The 23,644-nt window shown below is 33.7% G+C and carries 18 protein-coding genes and 1 riboswitch; of the genes, 5 read left to right on the top strand and 13 right to left on the bottom strand.

Annotated features, from left to right (window positions below; translation table 11 throughout):
* The 4 genes from tagH to galU all read right to left on the bottom strand — a co-directional run bounded on the left by tagH (position 1) and on the right by galU (position 7,254).
* The gene (gene tagH, locus C2I06_RS14115) at positions 1-810 is read right to left on the bottom strand and encodes a teichoic acids export ABC transporter ATP-binding subunit TagH (RefSeq protein ID WP_095334310.1); all 810 of its coding nucleotides are present in this window, start codon (positions 808-810) and stop codon (positions 1-3) included.
* A gap of 16 nt (positions 811-826) precedes the next feature.
* On the bottom strand, positions 827-1,645 hold the full coding sequence (locus C2I06_RS14120) for an ABC transporter permease (RefSeq protein WP_095334296.1): 819 nt from the start codon (positions 1,643-1,645) through the stop codon (positions 827-829).
* Between the two features lie 507 nt (positions 1,646-2,152).
* The gene (locus tag C2I06_RS14125) at positions 2,153-6,037 is read right to left on the bottom strand and encodes a PA14 domain-containing protein (RefSeq protein ID WP_164463701.1); all 3,885 of its coding nucleotides are present in this window, start codon (positions 6,035-6,037) and stop codon (positions 2,153-2,155) included.
* Between the two features lie 317 nt (positions 6,038-6,354).
* Positions 6,355-7,254: a UTP--glucose-1-phosphate uridylyltransferase GalU gene (galU, locus tag C2I06_RS14130; protein ID WP_095334294.1), complete on the bottom strand. Its 900-nt coding sequence runs from the start codon at positions 7,252-7,254 to the stop codon at positions 6,355-6,357.
* Positions 7,255-7,819: 565 nt separating this feature from the next.
* On the opposite strand from galU, the gene tagU reads away from it, so the two are divergent.
* Positions 7,820-8,746 carry a polyisoprenyl-teichoic acid--peptidoglycan teichoic acid transferase TagU gene (gene tagU, locus C2I06_RS14135; protein WP_095334293.1) on the top strand — a complete coding sequence of 309 codons (927 nt, stop codon included), beginning with the start codon at positions 7,820-7,822 and terminating at the stop codon, positions 8,744-8,746.
* Positions 8,747-8,829: 83 nt separating this feature from the next.
* On the opposite strand, the gene C2I06_RS14140 is transcribed toward tagU, so the two are convergent.
* A complete protein-coding gene (locus tag C2I06_RS14140) occupies positions 8,830-10,950 on the bottom strand; it encodes a CDP-glycerol glycerophosphotransferase family protein (RefSeq protein ID WP_164463702.1) in 2,121 nt (706 codons plus the stop codon).
* A 534-nt stretch (positions 10,951-11,484) separates the two neighbouring features.
* Here C2I06_RS14140 and tagD point away from each other — a divergent pair.
* A complete protein-coding gene (gene tagD / locus C2I06_RS14145; RefSeq protein ID WP_095334292.1) occupies positions 11,485-11,880 on the top strand; it encodes a glycerol-3-phosphate cytidylyltransferase in 396 nt (131 codons plus the stop codon).
* Positions 11,873-13,051, top strand: coding sequence for a CDP-glycerol glycerophosphotransferase family protein (locus tag C2I06_RS14150; RefSeq protein ID WP_123258258.1), 1,179 nt, complete (start codon positions 11,873-11,875; stop codon positions 13,049-13,051). The genes tagD and C2I06_RS14150 overlap by 8 nt, the downstream gene beginning before the upstream one ends.
* 273 nt (positions 13,052-13,324) lie before the next feature.
* On the opposite strand, the gene gloA2 is transcribed toward C2I06_RS14150, so the two are convergent.
* Both gloA2 and galE read right to left on the bottom strand, forming a co-directional pair.
* Positions 13,325-13,714: an SMU1112c/YaeR family gloxylase I-like metalloprotein gene (gene gloA2, locus C2I06_RS14155; protein ID WP_095329942.1), complete on the bottom strand. Its 390-nt coding sequence runs from the start codon at positions 13,712-13,714 to the stop codon at positions 13,325-13,327.
* 88 nt (positions 13,715-13,802) lie between these two features.
* Positions 13,803-14,765 (bottom strand): UDP-glucose 4-epimerase GalE, encoded by a 963-nt coding sequence (gene galE, locus C2I06_RS14160; protein WP_123258259.1) that lies wholly within the window; start codon positions 14,763-14,765, stop codon positions 13,803-13,805.
* Positions 14,766-15,135: 370 nt separating this feature from the next.
* Between galE and C2I06_RS14165 the strand changes: the two genes are divergently transcribed.
* On the top strand, positions 15,136-18,756 hold the full coding sequence (locus C2I06_RS14165) for an alpha-amylase family glycosyl hydrolase (RefSeq protein ID WP_123258260.1): 3,621 nt from the start codon (positions 15,136-15,138) through the stop codon (positions 18,754-18,756).
* A 39-nt stretch (positions 18,757-18,795) separates the two neighbouring features.
* Here C2I06_RS14165 and C2I06_RS14170 read toward each other — a convergent pair whose 3' ends face one another.
* Positions 18,796-19,542, bottom strand: coding sequence for a WecB/TagA/CpsF family glycosyltransferase (locus C2I06_RS14170; protein WP_095329939.1), 747 nt, complete (start codon positions 19,540-19,542; stop codon positions 18,796-18,798).
* 233 nt (positions 19,543-19,775) lie between these two features.
* Positions 19,776-19,864, top strand: a riboswitch (cyclic di-GMP riboswitch).
* A 24-nt stretch (positions 19,865-19,888) separates the two neighbouring features.
* On the opposite strand from C2I06_RS14170, the gene C2I06_RS14175 reads away from it, so the two are divergent.
* Positions 19,889-20,035: an anti-repressor SinI family protein gene (locus C2I06_RS14175; protein ID WP_095329938.1), complete on the top strand. Its 147-nt coding sequence runs from the start codon at positions 19,889-19,891 to the stop codon at positions 20,033-20,035.
* Between the two features lie 234 nt (positions 20,036-20,269).
* Here the strand turns inward: C2I06_RS14175 and C2I06_RS25060 are convergent, their stop codons facing one another.
* The 5 genes from C2I06_RS25060 to C2I06_RS25565 form a co-directional block, all read right to left on the bottom strand.
* A complete protein-coding gene (locus C2I06_RS25060; RefSeq protein ID WP_164463704.1) occupies positions 20,270-20,416 on the bottom strand; it encodes a hypothetical protein in 147 nt (48 codons plus the stop codon).
* Between the two features lie 14 nt (positions 20,417-20,430).
* Positions 20,431-20,772, bottom strand: coding sequence for a single-stranded DNA-binding protein (locus C2I06_RS14180; protein WP_095329937.1), 342 nt, complete (start codon positions 20,770-20,772; stop codon positions 20,431-20,433).
* A gap of 268 nt (positions 20,773-21,040) precedes the next feature.
* Entirely contained in the window at positions 21,041-22,777 is a 1,737-nt protein-coding gene (locus C2I06_RS14185; RefSeq protein WP_123258261.1) for a phospho-sugar mutase, read from the bottom strand.
* A 164-nt stretch (positions 22,778-22,941) separates the two neighbouring features.
* The gene (locus tag C2I06_RS25560) at positions 22,942-23,157 is read right to left on the bottom strand and encodes a cupin domain-containing protein (RefSeq protein WP_249928223.1); all 216 of its coding nucleotides are present in this window, start codon (positions 23,155-23,157) and stop codon (positions 22,942-22,944) included.
* A gap of 74 nt (positions 23,158-23,231) precedes the next feature.
* The gene (locus tag C2I06_RS25565; protein WP_249928224.1) at positions 23,232-23,447 is read right to left on the bottom strand and encodes a cupin domain-containing protein; all 216 of its coding nucleotides are present in this window, start codon (positions 23,445-23,447) and stop codon (positions 23,232-23,234) included.
* Positions 23,448-23,644: the final 197 nt, after the last annotated feature.

Genomic DNA, 23,644 nt, shown 5'->3' on the forward strand with positions numbered 1-23,644 from the left:
CTATATTTTTCCAATATATTCGGGATCACTTTGCTTTTTAAAGCCCTGTTCTCTAAATTCCCTTTTTTCTTTATCATTCATCTTTTTATACTTAGCTAAAAATTCTTCATAGGCAGGGATAACTTCATCAATTTTCCCTTCCATTTTCAGTTGACCATGTTCTAACCATATTCCCTTTTGACAGAATTTTTTCATCTGGCCAATCGAATGACTGACAAAGAACATCGTTTTTCCATTTTTTTTGAATTCATCCATTTTCGCTAAACACTTTTCAGCAAAAGCTTTATCTCCTACAGATAATGCCTCATCAATTATTAAGACATCTGGATTTGTATTTACCGAAATGGCAAAGCCTAGACGTGATTTCATCCCACTAGAGTATGATTTCACAGGCTGATCAATAAATTTTCCTAATTCAGCAAATTCAATAATTCCTGGTTCCAGCTCTTTTATTTGTTCTTTCGAAAAACCAAGCATCAAACATTTCAATTCAATGTTTTCTCTACCCGTAAGTTCATTATTTACACCAGCAGCTACGGCAATTAAAGAGGCTTGTCCATCGATTTCTACTGTTCCCTCTGTCGGTGGAACAATCCCTGCAATAATATTCGATAGAGTAGACTTACCTGATCCGTTTACTCCGACAAATCCAATAACATCGCCATGATTTGCCTCAAAGTTGATATCTCTTAAAGCATAAAAAGGTTCCCCATAACTTTTAGGCAAGAAAATATCCTTTAATTTATCGCTGCTATTTTCATATAATTTATACCGTTTTGTTAAATTTTTAACAATAACTGATTTCTCCATTAAACCACTTCCAATTTTATAAAAAGTCAATAAAGTGTTTTCTAAATCTAACGTGCATATACGTTCCAACAAAAAGTAACACAAGTACTAAACTCCAGAAATAGATCGTAATTCCTAGATGCTCTGTGACAAACCAGCCTTGTCCTAAAAGGGCATAGCGATAACCTTCAATTAAATAATAAACCGGATTTATCTGCATTACTTTCTCAAATTTGTCTCCTAGATGATTAGCAGGCCACAAAATCGGAGTTAGATACAAAAGAACCCTCATTAAAGATTGTAAAAGCATTTGAAAATCTCTTACAATGGTAGAAATAGTTGAAGTTATTAATGCAAGCGCAAATAAAAACATAACTGCAGCAAATAAAAAATACGGAATCTGCAAATAGTATATGGAAATTGGATACCCAATAAATTGATATATAATCATTACTAGAACCATTAATAATAATTGTGGATACAATAATGACATAATGACATAAGAAGGTATAACACTTAATGGAAAATTCATCCTTGATACCATTCTTAAACGCGTGTAAATGGATTTAGAACTTTTCGTTATGGCAGGATATATAAAGAACCAAATCAAAATACCTGCAAGCATCCATATAAAATAGGGATAGGTTTCTCCATTAACACCTTTTACATCATGCCTTTTTTGTACAAATCCGAATACAAACCAATAAATCGAAATTTGGATTGCCGGATTGATTATTTCCCACAAGATCCCTAAATAGTTATTGCGATTAGCACTTTTTAACTCATAAAGGGATAATCTTCTAATTAAATGAAAATGATTAACTTGCTCTTTTAATACTTTAACAATAGAAGCCATTATCTTATAGAACCTTTCTTTAAGCTGTTCCCATTATCTATTCTCACCAAAATTAATGGGATTACACTATATATATTTATTTTGAGGAATACAATGTTTATTTCTTGTTTAAATTAATCATACGTTAGCATAAATTGCAATGCCTTTATTACTATACATCCTTTCCGCTTATTTTGAAATGAAATATTTCAACCTAGATCATACAATCTATCAAACATTATATAAAGAAAAAAGATAGATTTCAAACCTTATCATAAATACCTTTCATTCCACTACCGATAGAGGTAGTGACAGCAAGGTATTTATACTATCTTTACTACCCTATATTTTGAAAGTTTTAACCAATAAAAGGTATTGGTTAAAACTACGATTCACAACCTCAGCTTCAGGAGAGTTCGCTGAAACAACCTTCTTATCCATAAAAAGCCAAACAATCAACATGTAATTGTTTGGCTTTGACTTTAAATCCGGTCGGAACACTTGTATTCTGACCTTGTTAATTCGCTTTTATTTATATTTAGGTATCTCTAAATCCATACGATAAGAAGTTAACATATTATATAAATTATACATACTGCTTACTTGTTTGCTTGCCCATCCTATATCTGTAGCATATTGATGTACACCAGGTTTACTAGGGTTCCAGCGCATTTTATAAAGTGTGTCTTGTTTATATGTTGCATTATTAATATAATTCTTCCCTATAAACTCTGCTCCACCTATAATCGCTTTTTCTGGAGTATCCCAGCCCATCTTGTATGCATATTCAGATCCGCTCTTTACTGCAGAGCCATCCACTGCCCCGATACCATACATATTATATACTGTTTTCGGTGTAACTTTTTTTCCATCGACACTAGAAACTTTTATACCAGTTGCCAGACTTGAAGTTCCATTTCCAGTTTCTAATAAAGCATGGGAAATCAAATAAATTTCATTAATACCATATTTTTCTCCCGCTTTATTGAATGAACTTCCTTTTCCAGCTAGAATCCCTCTATTTTTAAGTATTTTATCATTTACTTCTTTTGAATTTAGATTCGCACTAGAAGATAATAATAAAAATTGTAGTTTCTGCTTGTTGTCATTCTCAAAATTACTTGGATTCATATAGTATTTAATGTCAGTTGGACTAGCGTTTACCCACGTATTATATTTAACTGTATACTTCGGTGTTATATCGGGTTTAACTTTCCCTACTGGCACCGAATATTTATAAAAGTCAACTTCATACCAGTATTTCCCGTCACTGTCTTTCTTAGCTGTTTTTGATAGAATGGTAACTTTATAATCTCCTTTAAAGGTACCTATAACCCAACTATTTTTGCTGGTCCCACCTCTAACATTCCACGTACCGCTCTTAACAAAAGCATAATCATTCTTGCTACTTACATATTCAAAGGCATCTTCTCTCATATATGCTTTATACTTTTTATCTGTTTGCGCATTTTTGCTAAGTTGAATATTCACAGCATCGTTTAATGAAGTTTTCAAGTCATTATAAGTTTTTGTCACTACTTTTGATTTTTCCATATCAAAAGAAAGATGCGCATCGCCGCTTCCCTCATAATATTTAATCACAAAAGTATGTTTCCCTTTTGGTAGATAGTAACCAATTACTTCTTTTGTTTTACCAATATTCCCATTCCAAGCATCGATTAGTACTTTTCCATCCACCTCAAGTACTGCTCCGTTATCTGCTTTCAGTTTAAAATTGTAATTACTGTTCTCCGTAACATTAAGCACTTTCTTGTAAACAGCCGAAAACTTGTTAGAAGGAATAGCACTATCAGGAGATCCTTTCTTCCAATTAAAATCGATATTATAGATTTTATTTAAAGAATCTTTTCCGCCAATAACAACATTTCTCTTTGAATCTGTTACCTTGTAAGAAGGTGATTGATTTTTGTTTATTACCTCTGGATAATACTCTGCATACCAAGTACCATCAATCATGTTTTGTTCATTATATGGCTGGATAGAGACTTGGAATTTAGCCGTTGATTTATTGTCATAGTATCTCACTTCAATCCAGTGAACATTATCGCCATTTACATTATCTATTTTTACCTTTGTTGCTTTTTCACGATAGGAGCCATTTTTCCAATTATCAACAATAAGTTTACCATCTATATATACTCTTACACCGTCATCAGATAATCCTCTAATAACATATTCGCCTGCATTCAGCCTTTTAGCAGTTACAAATTTAGCTGAAAAATTATCTTTATTTATTTTTGAAACCGGTGCATTTATCCCATAATCCTTGGTAAGCGTATTTGAATTAGAATTATTGATAACATTGGAGGTAACCGGAGCTCCAGAGAGATTTTTATTATTATAATAATAAGCTATCCAATTACCTAAAGGCTGGATATCAGCAAATACATATGCATTTCCTGTTTTCTCCATATAATCTGTTTGAATTATATGTTCTCCTTTTCCTATCCCTTTAATAATAGCATTATCAAATGTCCCGCTAGAATTCTTCCAACGATCAATTACCGTCTTATTATCTAGTTTTACACGAATGCCATCATCAGCAAAAGTGGAAACAAAATAATCATTGCTTCCCGAAACTTTCCGTAAAAAAGATGCTGAAAAGTTATCTTTTGGCATCCCTACTACAGGAGCATCTTTTTTCCAATGATACTGAATGCTTGAAACTTTATTCTTTGAATTCAATCCACCTATAACTGTTCCATTGCCAGATAAACTGGGGTTAGGATAAAAAATATTCATCCATTCTTGACCTGTAACTAATTGATTAATAGGTTTAATATCAAAGTTTAATTTCGCATTTCCTGTTTTCTCAAGATATTCAACTCTAATCCAATGAATATTTCTTTTCGATGAATCTGATTCTTCCTTTCTATCGCTTATTTTAATTTTAATGGCATCTTCCTTGGCATTCGCAGAAGTCCATCGATTTATGACTAATTTATCATCCACATAAATACGAATGCCATCATCTGCGACAGAACGAATTACATACTCTCCTTGCTTAAGCCTTAAGGCAGTTGTAAAGCTTGCTGAAAAATTATCTTTTGGTATACCAGACATTGGGGCATTCTTACCATAATTAAAACTAAATGCTCCTTTGCCGTCCCCTTTTATTAAGGTTTTATTTGCAGGGGCACCTTTTAAACTAGTATTAGCATAATAGTACCCAAGCCATTGTCCTAATGGAAGCACATCTGCATTCACAAACGCCTTACCTGTCTTTTCAAGATAATCTAACTGAAACACATTATTATTCTGGTTAAGATTGGTGATTAATGCCTTATTTGCTTTACCTGAACTGCCTGTCCAGCGATCAAACAAAATGGAATTATTAATTTTCGCTCGTACACCATCATCTGCAAATGTATAAACAAAGTAATCCCCTTTATTTAAAAGCTTATAAAACGATGCTGAGAAATTGTCCTTATTGGTTGAAGCATTTGGCGCGCTTTTCCCCCAATTGTATTTAATATCTTTTATTCCTGTTGAAACAAAAGCGTTCCCTGAAACGTTTGTATTATTAAAATAGGACGCAAACCAAGTGGATGTTGATAATGCTTCTTGAACTGGTTTTAGAGAAAATTGCAAATAACTTTTTCCTGTTTTCTCTACATATTCAATTCGAATTTCATGGACATCCTTTCCTTGGCTATTCTCAATCTTTATTAGTCTAGTATCTTGAGAAACTCGATCACTATCGAGAACTAATTTCCCATCAATGTAGATACGTGTATCATCGTCATGCTTTGTTTGTAAAATATAATTTCCTGCTGGCAATTTTTTATAGGTAAAAAATTTAGCAGAAAAATGATTAGATCCAATTCCTTTAGCATTAGGCTTACCATACTGATAATCAAAGCTTAAATTGCCATTTTTATCTGGTGTAAATACTAAGGCATCTTCCGGATTGCCACTGAATTTTTCATTATTGTAAAAGTAACCAATCCATGAACCGAAAGGAAGCATATCTGCAAATAATACAGCATTTCCTCCGCCTTCATAATATTCAGTTTTTACGGTGTGATTGCCCGCAGATAAATTAGTCATTGGTGCTGCTGAGTAATTTCTACTTGAACTTGTCCAACGATCGATTTTCTTTTGATTATCCAAATACATTCTCACACCATCATCTGCATAGGTATGAAGAAAATAATCTTTTTGTGATTCCGAAATAGTTATATTTTTTTCAAAGCTAGCGGAAAAATTATCTTTGTTTATTCCGGCTATAGGCTCGTTTTTCCCCCAATTAAATCTTATATTGTTATACGATTTAGAAACAGGTGTTTCTGATAAGTTTTTATTATTGTAAAAATTGGAGGACCATGTATTTTCTGCTGCTTTTATGTTCGTTTGGGGTGACATTAACAACAAAAGAAAACATAAAAACAAAGCTGTACCTGCTATTCTCCAAAATACTCGAGTTTCTATTTCCCACTCACTCCTATCTATTTTTTCTATATTCTATTATCTAGTAAAATGGTAAATATGTTAAGAGGATTCGACGAAAATTCGTAGGTAATATTATCTATTTTTTATCGATTCTTGTCAAAATTGCTATTTTTATAAAAATTCACCCATCCACCAGAACTAGTCCATAAGACTTATTCATAGTGATTTATTTAACTATATGACAAAAAACTGCCTCCTATTAAGAAGGCAGTTTTCTCTATTTTTCATTTTATTTCCCAAAAACTATCTAAAAGTTATTACTTAGAAAGTTTATTCATTTCTTGTTCTTTTAGTCTTTCAGCAAGCTCTAATATATAACTTCTTAATTGTGAATTAATATCGGTGCGTTTTAACCCCAACTCAATCGTTGTTTGAATGAAACCAAATTGCTCTCCCACGTCGTAACGATTTCCTTCAAATTCATATGCAAAAACACGCTGAATTTTGTTTAACTTCTCAATGGCATCTGTCAGTTGTATTTCTCCTCCTGTGCCAACTTCTTGTGACTCAAGAAAATGAAATAGCTGTGGTGTAAATATGTATCTTCCGATAATCGCTAAATTAGAAGGTGAAGTTCCTTGCTCAGGTTTTTCTACAAATTTCTTTACTTGATATCTTCTCTTTGTATCCGGTAAAGGGTCAATTATCCCGTAACGATGGGTTTCTGAGTCAGGTACTACCTGTACACCTATCACAGAAGAAAGTGTTTGATCATATTGATCCATCAATTGCTTTAGACATGGTTTGTCATTATCAACAATATCATCCCCTAATAATACAGCAAATGGCTCATCGCCAATAAAGTTTCTTGCACACCAAACAGCATGTCCTAATCCTTTTGGCTCTTTTTGCCGTATATAATGAATGTCCACATTAGAAGATTCCTGCACTTTTGCTAATAAGGCAAATTTTTCTTTTGCAATCAAATTTTCTTCTAATTCTAAGGCATTATCAAAGTGATCTTCAATCGCTCTCTTACCTTTCCCAGTAACAATAAGAATATCTTCAATCCCAGATGCTATAGCTTCCTCCACAATATATTGAATGGTTGGCTTATCCACAATTGGCAGCATTTCTTTCGGCATTGCTTTCGTTGCTGGTAAAAATCTAGTTCCTAATCCTGCAGCAGGGATAATCGCTTTTTTCACTTTACTCATAAAAAATACCTCTCTTATAAATAAATTTTTAGTGCGTCTCTTGCTACTATCTTTAGTATACTGCAATCCAACTAAAAGCTCTATGGCTACACTTTTTGATGGTATTCCCATTATTTCGCCATTTTTTCACATAAATAAACAAAAACCTAATTTTTTTGCAACTTTTCTCCTTTAAAGATCGTCTATACATTCAGGGATTAGTGTATCATCATCTATTATAGAACATTTATCATATACTTTTCGTTATTTAAACAATCTTTACGAAATATTACGCATGGAAGATTAGCTTTGCCGGATAATAATTACTGCATGTTCCCATAATAATAGAGTACTAAGCTCTTTTTCATAACTTTATTATATACAAAAAGTTTATCCATAACATTTAATAATCATTCCAAAAGACCTGTGATAAACAAATGACTATAAATTTGCTAATTATTACTGATTGAAAGGCAATGTTGCTTTTCTTATTGTTACTAAAAAAGATGTTCAGTAGAGATGATTTCTGCTATTCTTGAAATAAGTTTACTATCATTTTTTGTCAAGATATGGAGGATATTGTTAAATGAGTAGAAATAAACCGAAAAAAAAGAAAACATGGTTAAAGGTTACGGGTATTGTGCTTCTTCTCCTTATAATTGGGATAGGAATATATCTGTATACTGTATGGAATTCCCTTTCCACAGCTGTTAATAATATGCATGAGCCGATTGATAGACAGACGACCAAAAGAACGGACACTTTAAACCTTGGCAGCAAGGAGCCATTTTCCGTTTTAATGCTGGGTGTCGATGAGCGTGATGGTGACTCTGGAAGATCGGATACAATGATTGTCCTTACGGTAAATCCTGATAAAAAGTCAGTTAAAATGCTAAGTATCCCGCGCGATACTCGCACTGAAATAGTTGGGCATGGTACTACAGACAAAATTAACCATGCATATGCCTTTGGCGGTGTTGCAATGTCGATGGATACGGTAGAAAACTTCCTCGATATACCAATTGATTACTTTATGCAAATCAATATGGAAGGCTTTAAAGATATTGTTGATTCTGTTGGCGGAGTAACGGTAGATAATGATTTAGATTTCACTTATCAAGGAACCCACTTTCCAAAAGGACCAGTTAATTTGGATGGCGAAAAGGCATTAAAATTCTCCCGTATGCGTTATGATGATCCAAGAGGTGACTTCGGTAGACAGTTAAGACAGCGAATGATTATCCAAGCTGTTATTAAAGAAGGAGCTAGCTTAAGCTCTTTAACAAATTTTGATTCAATCTTTGATGCGTTAAGTAAGAACATCAAAACAAATATTACCTTCGATGAAATGATTGATATTCAATCTAAATACAAAGCAGCAGCTGGTAATATTGAGCAGCTTACAATTAAAGGCACTGGACAAACAATCGATAAAGTATGGTATTTAATTGTAGACGATGCAGAAAAAACAAAAATTCAAAATGAGCTAAAAGAACACTTGGATGTAAAATAAAGAGAAAAAGAATAAGAATAAGGCAATAAAAAAAGACCTAAACTGGTCTTTTTTTATTGCCTTAAAGTTTTACTTTTTAATGATTACCTTTTGTTAAAAACCTCTTCTACTACTCTTTCAGCAGATTTTCCCTCTTCTAGGTAGCAAAACTTGTCATAGAAGGTATTGAATTTATCACTTATTGGGTTAACTTCTGCCTCTTTGATAGATTGAATAACTTCTTCTGTCGTTTTCACTAGTGGACCCGGGGCTGTTTTTTCAAAATCAAAATAGAAACCACGTAAATTATCTCGATAATCTTCAATATCATATACAAAGAAAATCATTGGTCTTCTTAAATTGGCATAGTCAAAAAATACGGAAGAATAGTCTGTTACCAAAATATCCGACACTAAATAAAGTTCTCGAATATCTTCATAATTTGAAAAATCAAAAGCAAAGCCAGTGTATGGTGTTAAGTCAAAGTTTTCAGCTACTAAGTAATGCATGCGCAATAAAACTATATATTCATCGCCAAGCTGATCACGAAGCATATTTAAATCTAATTCTAAATCGAATTTATATTTTCCTCTTCCATAAAATTGATTATCTCGCCATGTCGGTGCATACAGAATAATCTTCTTATCCATTGGTAAAGCAAATTTTTGTTTTAAAGCTTCCATGTTTTCTGCCGTATTATCTACATGTAACACGTCATTTCTAGGATATCCAGATTCAATCATTGTTTTATTAAAAGCGAAAGCCCTTTGAAATATTTCCGTAGAATACGCATTAGGAGAAATTAAATAGTCCCAATTAGATGCTTCTTTTAAAAAGTTGTTCTTATATTTAACTGTATTTGTACCAGGCATATGCACTTCATCCATATCGGCAGCCAATTTTTTCAGTGGCGTGCCATGCCAAGTTTGCAAATAGGTTGTATGGTTTGGTTTTGGAATCCATAATGGTAAGCGACTATTACTCACCCAATATTGGGCTCTAGCCATTATAAATAACCACTTAATAGAGAAGCGTGGCACTATATTTAAATTTCTTCCTTCGAAATTTTTCATGTACTTTTTATCAACACTCCAGTACATTTTATATTCAGGATTAGAATCCTGCATATATTCAAAAATTGCTCTTGGGTTACAGCTAAACTGCTTTCCAGCAAAACTTTCAAATACAACGGATTTTTTTCGAACCGGTGCATATCCCATCAACTTAAATGCTTTTTTATATAACGCTTTGATCTTTCGACTTCTCTTAATATCAGTCAATTTTCTTCTGATTCTACTTTTCCATTCTTTCGAACGATTGTAAACATATACTTTGACGGAAAGATAGCTCTTTACCTTGGTCTTTTTAATAAAAATTCTTCTATCTATTCCATCTATTCTGATCACTTTAGCTCTTCGCGATTGCAGAGGATTAAAAGGATTGAATGTTAATCTTGGACTGACCTTTACTATCTCTTCACCATTATCTATATAAGAAAGCTCTATATAGAATCGGAAATAGATTAATTCAGATGTATGTAAATATTCTTTTATAGAAAAGGTGCCTTTAAACCCAATATCATCATAATTTCTGATTCCATCCCCGTATAATTCGGTTAAATCCGTTCTAGTCACACTCTCTAAAGGAAGACGATACTGCTCATCATCTAAATGATTTGTAATGATTAGTGTTTTTTTCATATCATGTTTAGCGCCCATAAGCTTTGTATCTAATACATATCCGCTAATATTTAATAAACCGTCTTTACTAAGATAAGCATCTTCTACTTTCGAAATAAAAGACCTTTTCGTTGTTTTCAGGGAAAGATTCATTTTATTAGTTGTATATGGATAAAAAACAGTGCCCATATCAGCATATTGATAGTAGATCAAATTTAATTCTTGACGATTACTTACGATACGATATCGTTTGTATTCATCTTCTTCAGACTCAACAACAATATAGACATCCCATACTCCAGATTGTCCAAAAAAATCTTTTTCTTTATGTAAATCAATGGTAACTTCATAACTTCCAATCGTATTTTCATCGTCCAATGTATGAAATGGCAGATATTTTTCATTTTCCGTCTTTCTATTTAAAATGAGGAACGATGCTTTATTATCCTCTAAGATACTTGTTTTAAAACCAAATTGAATACTGAGCATATTGTGGATAATGCTGATCGTTTGTATTTGTTTATGATTAAATCCAGATTCACTCATTAAGAATCCCCTCTCCAAAATGCAAATTCCATTAAATCAAGTTATTGAATTATAAAGTTTATCCATTATCCGACAAACTTCTTATTCATCCATTCTCTTATAAAACACCTAACCAACATTATATATAACAATGTGCCGGAATTCAATCAACCATGAGAGCAACATTTATAAAGGTTGTAAAACTTCAAATAATGGCAGAGAGGAATAAATAAAAAATCACCTTTTTTCGCTATTCTAAACAAGGATAAAATGCATTCATTTGATAAATGATAAGAAAACATTCTTTACTATTATTTTAAACAATTTTTGCATAAATATTTCATTTTATGACAAAGCAATGATGATACTTGTCAATAAGCGGAAAAAGTTTTAAAATAAGATAATTAGGGAAAGCTAAAAAAAGTTTTTCGATTTCACAATCATCATTCAAACATGGAACAATTATTATAGGTGTTTCAAATGACACATCTTAAATAATTAGCCTTTTAATAATTCTATCCTTATTAAATTGTCTATAATTGTAGGAGGAAAAAAATGAAGAAAGTTATTACCTATGGTACCTTTGATTTATTACATTGGGGCCATATAAATATTTTAAAACGAGCTAAAGAGTTGGGAGATCACTTAACTGTTGCACTTTCTAGTGATGAATTTAATGCCATTAAGAACAAACAAGCATATCATAGTTACGATAATCGCAAAATGATTTTAGAAGCAATCCGTTATGTGGATGAAGTAATTCCAGAGCATGATTGGGATCAAAAAATCAGAGACGTTGTGGATCATAATATTGATGTTTTCGTTATGGGAGACGATTGGGAAGGAAAATTTGACTTCTTGAAAGATTATTGTGAAGTTGTATATCTTCCAAGAACCGTTGGAATCTCTACAACAAAAATTAAAAAGGACCTATTTAAAGTAAATGGTTAGAGAGTTAGCCATTTACTTATACTTAAAACTATTTTCTTTTCTATTTGAGATAGCAAAACTATTTCCTTTACAGAAGAAAATAGTTTTTTGTGTGTCTTTTGTTGAAAATACAACTCATCTCTATGATGAACTGAAGAAGAACAATCCAAACATCCCATGTATTTTATTAGCTGATTATAAAACCTATCGATTTTTTAATGACAAAATGATAACAGATCCGGTTTTATTATTTTCTCCCAAGTATCCTTTATCTTTTCTGAAAGGAATTTTTCATCTAGCAACATCTCAAGTGATTGTGCTGGATAATTATTACGGTTTCTTATCTTCTGTATCATTCAAAGAAAATGTTAAAAAACTACAAATTTGGCACGCCAATGGTGCCATTAAAACATTTGGATGGAATGACTTAAGTGTCAAAGATCGTTCCAAAAATGCCAAGGAAAGATTTGCAGCCGTTTATAAACAATTTGACTATATTATCTCTGGATCAGATAAAATGTCAGCTATCTTTTGCGAAGCTTTCTCTGCTTCCTCCCAGCAAATATTAAATACAGGAATACCTAGAACTGATATTTTCTTTGATAAAGATCATATGGAAAAAATAAAAACCAGTTTTTATAAAAAATATCCTAATCTAAAAAATAAGAAAATCATTCTATATGCTCCAACTTTTCGCGAAAACGAAGAAGAATCAGCTAATCAAATTCGATTAGATTTTTCCTATTTAAAAGATAGATTAGAATTCGATTATATATTTCTCGTGAGACTTCATCCCAGTATAACTAATCAAATGGATTTTAGTGAATACAATGGTTTTGTTTATAATTTTTCTGATTATCCTATTTTAAATGACTTGTTATTTATTACAGATATATTAATAACCGATTATTCATCAATTCCTTTTGAATTTTCCTTTTTACAAAAGCCCATGATTTTTTATCCATATGATTTAGATGAATATAGAAAAACTCGAGGCTTTTGGGTTCCTTATCATGAACTAGTTCCCGGTCCTATTGCCTATTCAACGGAAGAAATTGTGCAATTTATTCATCTTTCATCTTTCAAAATGGAAAAAATAGCAAATTTCCATCAAGAGTGGAATACGTATTCAATTGGTAATTCTAGTAAAAATGTTGTTCAAACAATAAATAGCTGGTTAACAAAACAATAATATATATAAAGAAGTGGCAGATTAACAATTGTTAATCTGCCACTTCTTTATAAGCCGACATTTCTCGGGAAATACTTGTCAACATTTGTTGATAATTTAGTGTTTTCAATAAATACAAACGCGGTATATATAAACTATAAGAAAAAGAGTAGAAAGGATGATAAATATGAAAATAAAAGCTGGTAGCTGGAGATTACTAAGTTCTCAGGATAAGCAATTTATTTTACAAACTGTTTGTACCCTTTCTCAATATAAGGGAAAAGCACATTCTAATTAAGCCTCATATAATTCAATTGGTAACCCATCAGGATCAGCAAAAAAAGTAAACTTTTTGTTCGTAAAAGGATCGATCCGAATATCTTCAACTGTAATATTATTCGATTGTAAATACTGTACAGTTTCTTCTATATTATTCACTTCAAAGGCAATATGACGTAAGCCGGCAGCCTCAGGATAACTTGGTCTTTCTCTTGGATTAGGAAAGGAAAATAGTTCGATTTGATAGATATTGTTTACTAAAAGGTCTAGCTTATAAGAATCTCTTTCTTCTCTGTATACTTCATTTATAGGCTTAAAACCTAAAAGTTCCACATAAAAATGTTTTGATACTTCGTAATTGCTGCAAATAATCGCTATATGATGAACCTTATTTATATTAAACATTTTATAACTCCTTTTCCGTTAAAAAATAAACATCATTATGCTAGAAAAAAAGCGAAGAAACTGTTTGGATTCCTTCGCCTTCTATCTATTATTTATTGTGCCATTTCCATGCACTTTCAATAATTGTCTCTAATCCTCTTTCTGCTTTCCAGCCTAGTTCGCTGAATATTTTCTCCGAGGAAGCAACTAATCTTGCAGGGTCGCCTGATCTTCTGTCACCTAAAATCACATTTGCCTTTGTGCCAGTAACCTTTTCACACATTTCAATTACTTGTTTGACGGAATAGCCTACTCCATTGCCTAGATTGTAAGTTTCTGCTTCTTTTGTTCCATTTAATAGAGCGTCTAATGCAGCTATGTGAGCATTTGCTAAATCTGTCACATGGATGTAATCACGAATGCATGTCCCATCCTCAGTCGGATAATCTGTGCCAAAGACAGAAATAGACTCTCTCTCTCCTAATAATTGCTGAAGAATAATAGGAATTAAGTGTGTTTCTGGATCATGATTTTCCCCGATTTCACCCGATACATGAGCACCAGCAGCATTGAAATAGCGTAAAACCACATAATGAAGACCATATGCTGCATGAAAATCAGCTAAAATTTGCTCTACCATTAATTTTGATCTACCATAAGGATTAATAGGTGCTGTTTCTGATGTTTCTACAATTATTTCTTCTTTTGGAATTCCATATGTAGCCGCCGTTGAAGAGAAAATAAAGTTTTTCACATTATGTTTTAACATAACATTTAATAACATTAATGTATTGGCTACATTATTCTCATAATATTTATATGGATCTTGAACAGATTCTCCAACTAGACTATATGCTGCAAAATGCATAACTGCTTTAATTGGATATTTAGAAAAAATCGCTTCTAAATCGTCTGCATTTCCTAGATCTCCTTTTACAAAAATAGCACGGGAATCTACTGTTTCCTCGTGACCTGTTGCAAGATTATCTAATACGATCACTTCTTCTTTCTCTACTAATTCTTTAACCAAATGACTGCCAATATAGCCAGCCCCACCTACTACTAATATCATAGATAATTCTCCTTTAATAACAGTTTATCCTCCCTTCTATTTTATCACATTATTTGTAAATTTTTTTACTGTAAGATATTAATCGTAAATTGACACTAAAAAAGGAATAGACTATTGTCAAATAGACAAAATCATAGTATCTTTAAATAGACCCAAATAAAGAAACCGCTTTCAAGTTTTCCTATCTATCATTCTAGCAACAACATCTTATTTTGCTATTTTACGCAAACGTTTTCACAAATACCCCATCATGAACTCACTTTCTTAATAATTCACCTTTATGCTATTAGAGCAATCGTTTTCTTTGCAGTACATAGGTAGTAACAGAAGTCTTTCTGTTCTCATAAAAAAATGGAAAGGAGAATGTTTTTTGAAAACGAAAAAACATCCTTATCTCGCACTATGTTTAATTTTTCTTCTTATTTTCACAAGCTTTGGAGGTTATCTTCCAAGTAAAAAGGCAAAAGCAGATAATTTACTAGATTCTCCTATCGTCAATGCTGATAAGTCTGTACAATTCTCCTATGACAATGCATCTGCACAGGAAGTGAAAGTAGCAGGAAACTTTACTGACTGGCAAAATGGAGCATTAAGCATGAAAAAGGACACAGATAATCGCTGGTCCCTTTCTATTTCAAATCTTGCAGCCGGCGTCTATCAATATAAGTTTATTGTTGATAATGAATGGATAACAGATCCAGCCAATGAGACTATGGAAGATGGCAATAGTCGCTTCGTTGTTCCCGGCTTAAATCTTGATTCTATACCGGGGAAGGTTGAAAAAAGTAAATCCTATCCATTAGAAGCGACGCTAGTTAATAAAGATGGCAGTACACAAAAAGAAACAGAGCTGACTTGGTCAGTGAAAGAGAAAGTAGAAGGGATCGACATTGTTGATGGCCGACTAACCATACAAGACAATGCAAAAACTAATGAATCCTTTATCCTGCTTGCTGAAAAGGATGGGGAAAAGGTAGAAAAGAAAATTGATATTGTTGGCAATATGTATTCGTACACTATTAACTATTATCGTCTAGATGAAGACTATACGAAATGGGATTTATGGATTTTTAACAGTGGGATTCCTGATAATGGCTTTCCATTTACAGAGGAAGTGCCAAATAATTATACGTTTACAAGTGGGAACTATTCTTTTCCAGAAAATGAAATAACGATTATTCCTCGCAAAGGAAATTGGGAAGCGCAAGATATACAGAACTCTATTAAAATAGCTGATGGCAAACAAGCTGCAGAAGCATGGATAATTGAAGGAGTAGAAACTGTTTTCTACGCACAAGATGATGCTATTAAAGCGATAAAAGATTTAAAAGGAGGGGATTATGTAAGGCGCCATATTCAATTTATGTATGATCGTCCTGATTTGGATTATAAAGACTGGAATATCTGGGTATGGGGAACTGGTGTAAAAGATGACCAAATTGATTTTGATCGCAACCTTCATGGAATGGCGACTGCAGCAATTAATGTAAGCGAAGCCGCCCAAAGCGTTGGATTTATTTTACGAAAAGGCAAAAATTGGGATACAGCTATTAAAGAAGGAAATGGCGATCGTTACATTCCTCTAAATACATCGGATTTAATCACAAAAGTTTATGTTACAAGTGGTCAAGAGGAGCTATATATTGTGCCTGAAGTCACTGGACCCGTTTTAGAAAACGGAAATGCTACCTTCTACTACAGAGACAAAGATTTATATGCAAAAAACGAAATGAATAAAATAGAAAAAGTAGAACTTCAATTTAATGGAAAACGTTATAACATGACGAATGAAGCAAAAAATGAGCGTTTTTCCTATACAATAGAAAATATCCCTGAAGGAAAGCATCCCTATTCTTTCTTTGTAACAATCGATGGCATCGAAACAGAAGTAACTGATCCATATAATACGGAAAATGGAGCATCTATGCTTGTCTATGAAAAAGCAGATTTTGACTTGCTTACAGATATCACTCCAAAAGAAGTGACTTATAACGATAATGCCGTCCTTTCCGTTGATTGGCAAACAAACAAAAATACAGCTATCCGTGAAGTATATGCTGATTTACGCGCTATTGGCGGAAAAGAAAAAGTAGCAATTGATCCAAAATTAAAGGAGCTTACCATCGCCATTGACCAAAATACCACTACAGGGGCGAAAGAAATTCCCGTTTACATCACTGATCTGTATGGCAACACTCATACCGATCAAGCAAAAATCACGGTTAAAGCAAGACAATCAGTGGGAAAAGATGATTTTGACTGGGATGAAGCAAGAATTTACTTTATGCTAACAGACCGATTCTTCGATGGAAATTCAGCAAATAATGATCCATATGGCATTGGCTATGATCCAAGTAAACCTGGGACCTATCATGGTGGAGACTTTAAAGGAATTACGAAAAAGCTAGATTATCTCGAAAATCTAGGAATCAATACAATATGGATTAATCCGATAGTAGAAAATATCCAGTATGATGTTCGCTATGAAAACCCAGATACTCCTTATTATGCATATCATGGATATTGGGCTAGTAATTTTGAAAAATTGAATCCTCATTTTGGAACAATGGAGGATTTCCATGAACTAATTGATGCAGCCCATGAACGTGGAATAAAAATTATGGTGGACGTTGTCGTAAATCATGCGGGCTATGGGTTAAAAGCAAGTGATGCCGTAAATGATGGAAAAATCGCCAACTTCCCTACTGCTGAAGATAGAAATCGTTTTGCTGGAATGTTCCGTGATGGCGGCACAGATACTGTACAAGGCGAGCTATCAGGACTGCCTGATTTCTTAACGGAGGATCCAGATGTAAGGAAGCAAATTGTAGATTGGCAAACTAGCTGGATTGAAAAATCAAAGACAGTGAAAGGAAATACCATTGATTACTTCCGCGTGGATACCGTAAAACACGTTGAAAATACAACATGGTCAAGCTTTAAAAATGAATTAACAAAAGTTTTGCCAACCTTTAAATTAATTGGAGAAGCATGGGGAGCTCAAGTGAATGATGACCAAGGCTATTTAAATAGCGGGATGATGGACTCCTTATTAGATTTTGATTTTAAGAATTTAGCACGTGACTTTGCCAATGGTCATATAGAGCGTGTCCAAAGTGCGTTAGAAGAGAGAAACAATAAGCTTTCAAACACAGGCACATTAGGGCAATTTCTAGGTAGTCACGATGAAGATGGCTTTTTAGAATCTGTAGATGGTGATATTGGCAAGCTTAAGCTTGCAGCTGCATTGCAAATTACGACTAAAGGTCAACCTGTCATTTACTATGGAGAAGAGCTTGGTCTGTCAGGGGCAAATAATTATCCCTACTATGATAACCGCTATGACATGGATTGGAATCTAACGAAAAACAACGATGTTCTGGAGCATTATACAAAACTATTAAATGTTAGAAAAAAATACTCCAGCATATTTTCCAAAGGGACTCGTACTCACCTAGCAGGTAGTGACGCGGAAGGTTATTCTGTCTTTAAACGCGAATACACAAATCAACAAATTTTTGTTGCTCTCAATACGAAGGAAACAGCGACAGACGCAACCTTTGAGGTTCCATTTATGAAAGAAGCAGTAGACTTATATTCTGGTAAAACATATTCTATTAGTGAAAATAAAATTACGCTAACCATTCCTTCTAGAGAAGACGGCGGAACTGTTTTATTAGTAGATGCGGGGCAAGCAAAGCCGCCTCACCCTACAGAACCAGAGGTACCTTCTACTCCTGGAGAAACGGATTCAGAAACGCCTCCAACATCTAATGATAATGGAGGGAATCAACCTGGATCAGATGGTTCCAACAATCAGGGTTCTAAACAAGCAGCAGAACCCTCAACCACTCCTAACAAAGGGAATGGAATAGCAGCACTTCCTAATACTGCCACTGACTCTTATAACATTATTTTAATCGGTTTAGGTCTGCTAGTAATTGGAACGGTAATATTTATTCGAAGAAAGAAACACACTGCAAATGAATAAGAAAATGCCTGATAAGGATTTTTCCTTATCAGGCATTTTTCAGTTTATTTTTCTTTGTTTATAAATAGAGTAGAAAAAGGAGGCATGTCCAACGACATTGCGTTTCCATAATCTTCTCGGTTCTTTTCCCATTCGATATAGCCACTCAAGCCGGAGGTCGCGAAAGATTTTAGGAGCTCTTGTCACTTCACCGGAAGAAAAATCAATAAAAGCACCTACTGCCATCGTAATCGTACTCTCTAGCTTTGAACGATATTCATTAATCCATTGTTCCTGTAACGGCATTCCAAATCCTACTAAAAGGATATCTGCTTTACTTTCATTAATCTGACTAATTATATTTTCCGTATTCTCTTTCGGGAAATAACCATCCTGATTACCTACAAATAAAATATTTTGATATATTTGCTGCAGCCGCTCTTGTGCCTTTTGGGCAACACCTGGTTTAGCTCCCAAAAGAAACACTCGATATGGTTGATTACGCTTCTCTTCATTTAATGATGCAAATAAAGCCGGAATAAAATCTGTACCATTTAAATTCTCCTTAAAAGAAAAGCCGAAAAGCTTTGCTCCCATTTCAATACCAATTCCATCATTTAACAATAAATCAGCATTATTCAGCATTTCCCGATATTCTGTGTCCTTTTGGGCAATATTATATCCATGGTCATTTAGAAAAAAAACATCCGTTGCTATTCTTTTGTCTAGTTTTTCCTTTATATACGTAATAGCTTCTTTTGAGCTTATAACATTTACTTTTAAATTTCCTAGCCATTTCTTATCCATTTTGTATCCCCTAATGAGAAATTTTTTAAAAAAGCCCTTTTCTATTATATAAAAATTGTCTACTAGAAACAATTCAAGCTAACAATCCCTCTACAAAGTAGCACTTCTAATTTGTAAAACTTTTCTCTTTATTAAGAAATATTCACTACACAAATGTTGGAATATGTCGAAAGATTTCATATGAAAATGTTATTAACTTTTGGATAATAGTGATAAAATTTTATTGTACAATTAACAGATAAAGGCAAACCATCTGAAAGGGTGGGACGCAAAGCTTCGGGTCTAAGGTAGATTTTTTTACTATGATGGCTGGGCCACCTTATATTCTATAAGGAGGTTAATTATCATGATTAATTTGTTTCCCACCGAAATTCAAACTGAAAGCAATTTGGATAGTGAATGGTTATCGCTTATCTCGGAGGCAAAAAAGCAGGGCTTAACACAAGAAGAAGTTCGTGCAATGTTAACAATACTAGAAAATAGCAACGAATAAATTGTTAGAATATTTTAAAATATGGTAGCGTTTCAACCTTAATAGTTAATCTATTAAGGTATCTTTTCTATTTCACTTCACCTGCAAACAAAAAAAGTGTCACATTGGACACTAAATAATGGGGAATAGAATCGAAGTGTGTATTGATTTTTTCTAATAAAGGATGGTGTTTCAAAGAAAGAGCTTTGAAACGGAAAGATAATTTTTGTGTGAGTAGTGTATATGGTGAAAGTCTTAAGATGTTGGGGAAGTTCGAGTGATAGTTTCCATCTGAATAATATGTTCTAGCTGTTTTATTCTTACATTACATTGTTCTAATTTTTCATTAGTCTTTGCCTGCATTTTAATTAATGTAACCATTAAATCTGGTACATTATTCACCTTGTTTTCCTCCTTTAAGGAATGGTTTGTTCTAGTTTTTTAGGGTCCAAGAAACGTACGGATTCAGCAATAACTTCTGTTACATAGACCTTTTTCCGCTCTTGATTTTCATAGTTTCTTGTCTGTATTCGGCCAACGACTCCAACTAGAGAGCCTTTATGACAATACTGAGCTGTATTTTCCGCTACCTTATTCCAAAAGGTACATTGCACAAAATCTGCATCATAATCACCAGCTTGATTCTTGTAGTTTCTATTTACTGCAACAGTCACATGGACAATAGAAGTTCCTTCTTGTGTTACTCGCAGTTCTGGATCTTTCGTTAGCCTTCCTACTAAAGTAACTTGATTGATCATCTTCTCCCTCCCTTCTCTCTTAAATTAGTAAAATCATACTATAAATTAGAGCAGAGGGAAAATGCCGAAAATTCCAGTTTTGAGCGTGTTTGCATAAAGAAAACGAAGATTTCGCCTAAGCGATTTTTAAGTTTTGGAGCAGATATAACGTTCAAATTTAAAGTTTTGCTTTTTTTATTTTTATCAATAAAAAAACTCCTTCATCGAATGTCTAGAAAAAGAATATCACTTCGCTTTTCCCAAACAATCTTGAAGGAGTTTTGGTAATTTATTTATTATATCCGTCGATTACTGCATTCACTTGCTCCATTACGCCTAGCTTCAGTGCTTCTAGCTTACTTGTGCTTTCTTCTAAAGAAGAACTATTTACGCTAAAATAGAATTTCGCTTTTGGCTCTGTTCCAGATGGACGAAGGCAGAACCATGAACCATCTTCCAAATAATATTTAATTACATTAGATTTTGGTAGATCAATCAATGTTTCTGTTAGACCTTCTGAACGCTTACTTGTTAAATAGTCTTCCACTGCTACAACGTTTAAGCCCTTAACCTCTTTGATAGGAGCTTTACGGAAAGTATCCATAATATATGCAATTTGCTCTGCTCCATCTTTTCCTTTTAATGTTAATGATTCTAAACCTTCTTGGTAGAAGCCATACTTTTTAAAGATTTCTAGTAAACCTTCATGAAGCGTTAATCCTTTTGCTTTATAATAAGCAGCAACCTCTGCAGCAAAAATAGCAGATTGAACAGCATCTTTATCGCGCACGAAATCACCGATTAAATAGCCATAGCTCTCTTCATAACCGAAAAGGAATGTATGCTCATGTGTTTGTTCAAACTCTTTAATTTTCTCTCCAATAAACTTGAACCCTGTCAAAGTATCAATAGTTGGAATGCCATAAGATTTTGCAATCGTGCGGCCGATTTCAGAGGTAACGATTGTTTTAATGACAACGCCATTTTCTGGAAGCATTCCTTTTGCTTTTTTCTCAGACAATAAGTATTCAAGCATTAATGCACCTAATTGATTTCCGGTAAGAACTGTGTATTCGCCACTTGTATCCTTCACTGCAACCCCTAGTCGATCTGCATCTGGATCTGTAGCAAGGAGAACGTCAGCATCGATTTCTTTGCCGTAACGAATCGCAATTTCAAAAGCTGCATGCTCTTCTGGATTAGGTGATTTTACGGTAGAAAAGTTAGCATCAGGTAATTCTTGTTCTTTCACAACTGTTACATTTTCAAATCCAAACGCTTCTAAACCAGCACGGACTGGCTTGTTTCCAGTACCATGTAATGGAGTATAAACAATTTTTAAATCCTTTGCTTCTGGCAAACGATTTAATTGGATTGTTTTTAGTTGTTCTACATAGGCAGCATCTACTTCTGCACCAATATATGTTAATAAACCTTTTTCTAGTAACTCTTTTTCCTCTAAAACTTCAATTGTAAGCTCATCTTCGACTTCATTTACATATTTAATAATGATATCTGCAGCCTCAGGAGGAAGTTGTCCACCGTCTTCTCCGTATGCTTTAAAGCCATTATACTCAGGAGGATTGTGACTAGCGGTAATCACTACTCCCGCAAATGTATTTAAATAGCGTACAGCAAAAGATAATGCAGGTGTAGGACGAAGCTCTTCAAACACATAGGATTTAACTCCAAGCTTACCTACTACTTTCGCAACTTCTAGGGCAAATTCTGGAGATTGATGACGAGAATCATACGCTACAGCTACCCCGCGCTTCATCGCTTCTTCTCCTTGCTCTACTATGTATTTCCCTAATCCTTCTGCTGCTTTACGAACAGTATAAATATTCATGCGATTAATACCAGGTCCTAGTTCTCCACGCATACCGCCTGTACCAAATTCTAAATGTTTATAAAAACTGTCCTCCAGCAACTTATCAGATGTTTGTAATTCTGTTAGTTGCGTTTTTAAGTTCGCTTCTAATCCTGCAAAACTTGTCCACTTTTCTACGATCTCTTTATAAGCCATTGTCGCTGTTCTCCCACCTTTAAATTAATTAACCATATATCTTTACATTACCTAAAATATGTATATAAGTAAAGATTTTTTCAAAACCATTCTTGTGGAACACTCTTCACCAATTAGGTCGTAGTTCCTATCCCAATAAGATTCCTAGATCCATTTCACGCACATCATTTTTGTCTCCACATCTTTGACAGCGGGCCGTTTTCTCCATAGACTGGATCAGCAGCTGGAAAAAATGCACTTTCAATCTCTTCCTGTACACCATCTAAGTCTTTCTCTACATCTGTTTTTATATTATAATCTTCCCCATTTGGATATGCACCGATCACTTCAAATTCTGGAGAGGCAGATAATTTCTTATGACCAGTTCCTGCAGGAAGCAATAAGACATCACCACTCTTTACAATAAGCTTGGATCCACCTTCTCCGCCTATTTGTAATAAAGCAGAGCCTGTTTTTATCCCAGAACTTCATGGGCATTGCTGTGATAATGATGATAGGAGAATACTCCTCCTGACCAGGTATTTTTCCAATTATTTTGCTGAAAGACCTTTTCCATTTCGTCTTCCTTATTCTCCATAGCCCTTTTATAATGAAGTGCTGGGAGATAAGGATGATTGGGTATATATCTATTCTGTTCGAAATAATACATTGTAATATCTGGATTCCCCATGGATGCACACCTCTTTGTCAATTGATATTACTGTATACCCCTCTTCTTCCTAAATCATTCCTACAGTTATTGATAGAAGCAACAAAACCATTAATTCAAATAATTACCTCTTTTCTTTTTATTCCGACTTTTGAATTTTCTACTAAAAACAAGCAAATTTCCGTCGATAATATTCAAGGTATCTTTTAATTTTGATA

Source organism: Niallia circulans (genome assembly GCF_003726095.1).
Classification (GTDB): domain Bacteria; phylum Bacillota; class Bacilli; order Bacillales; family Cytobacillaceae; genus Niallia; species Niallia circulans_A.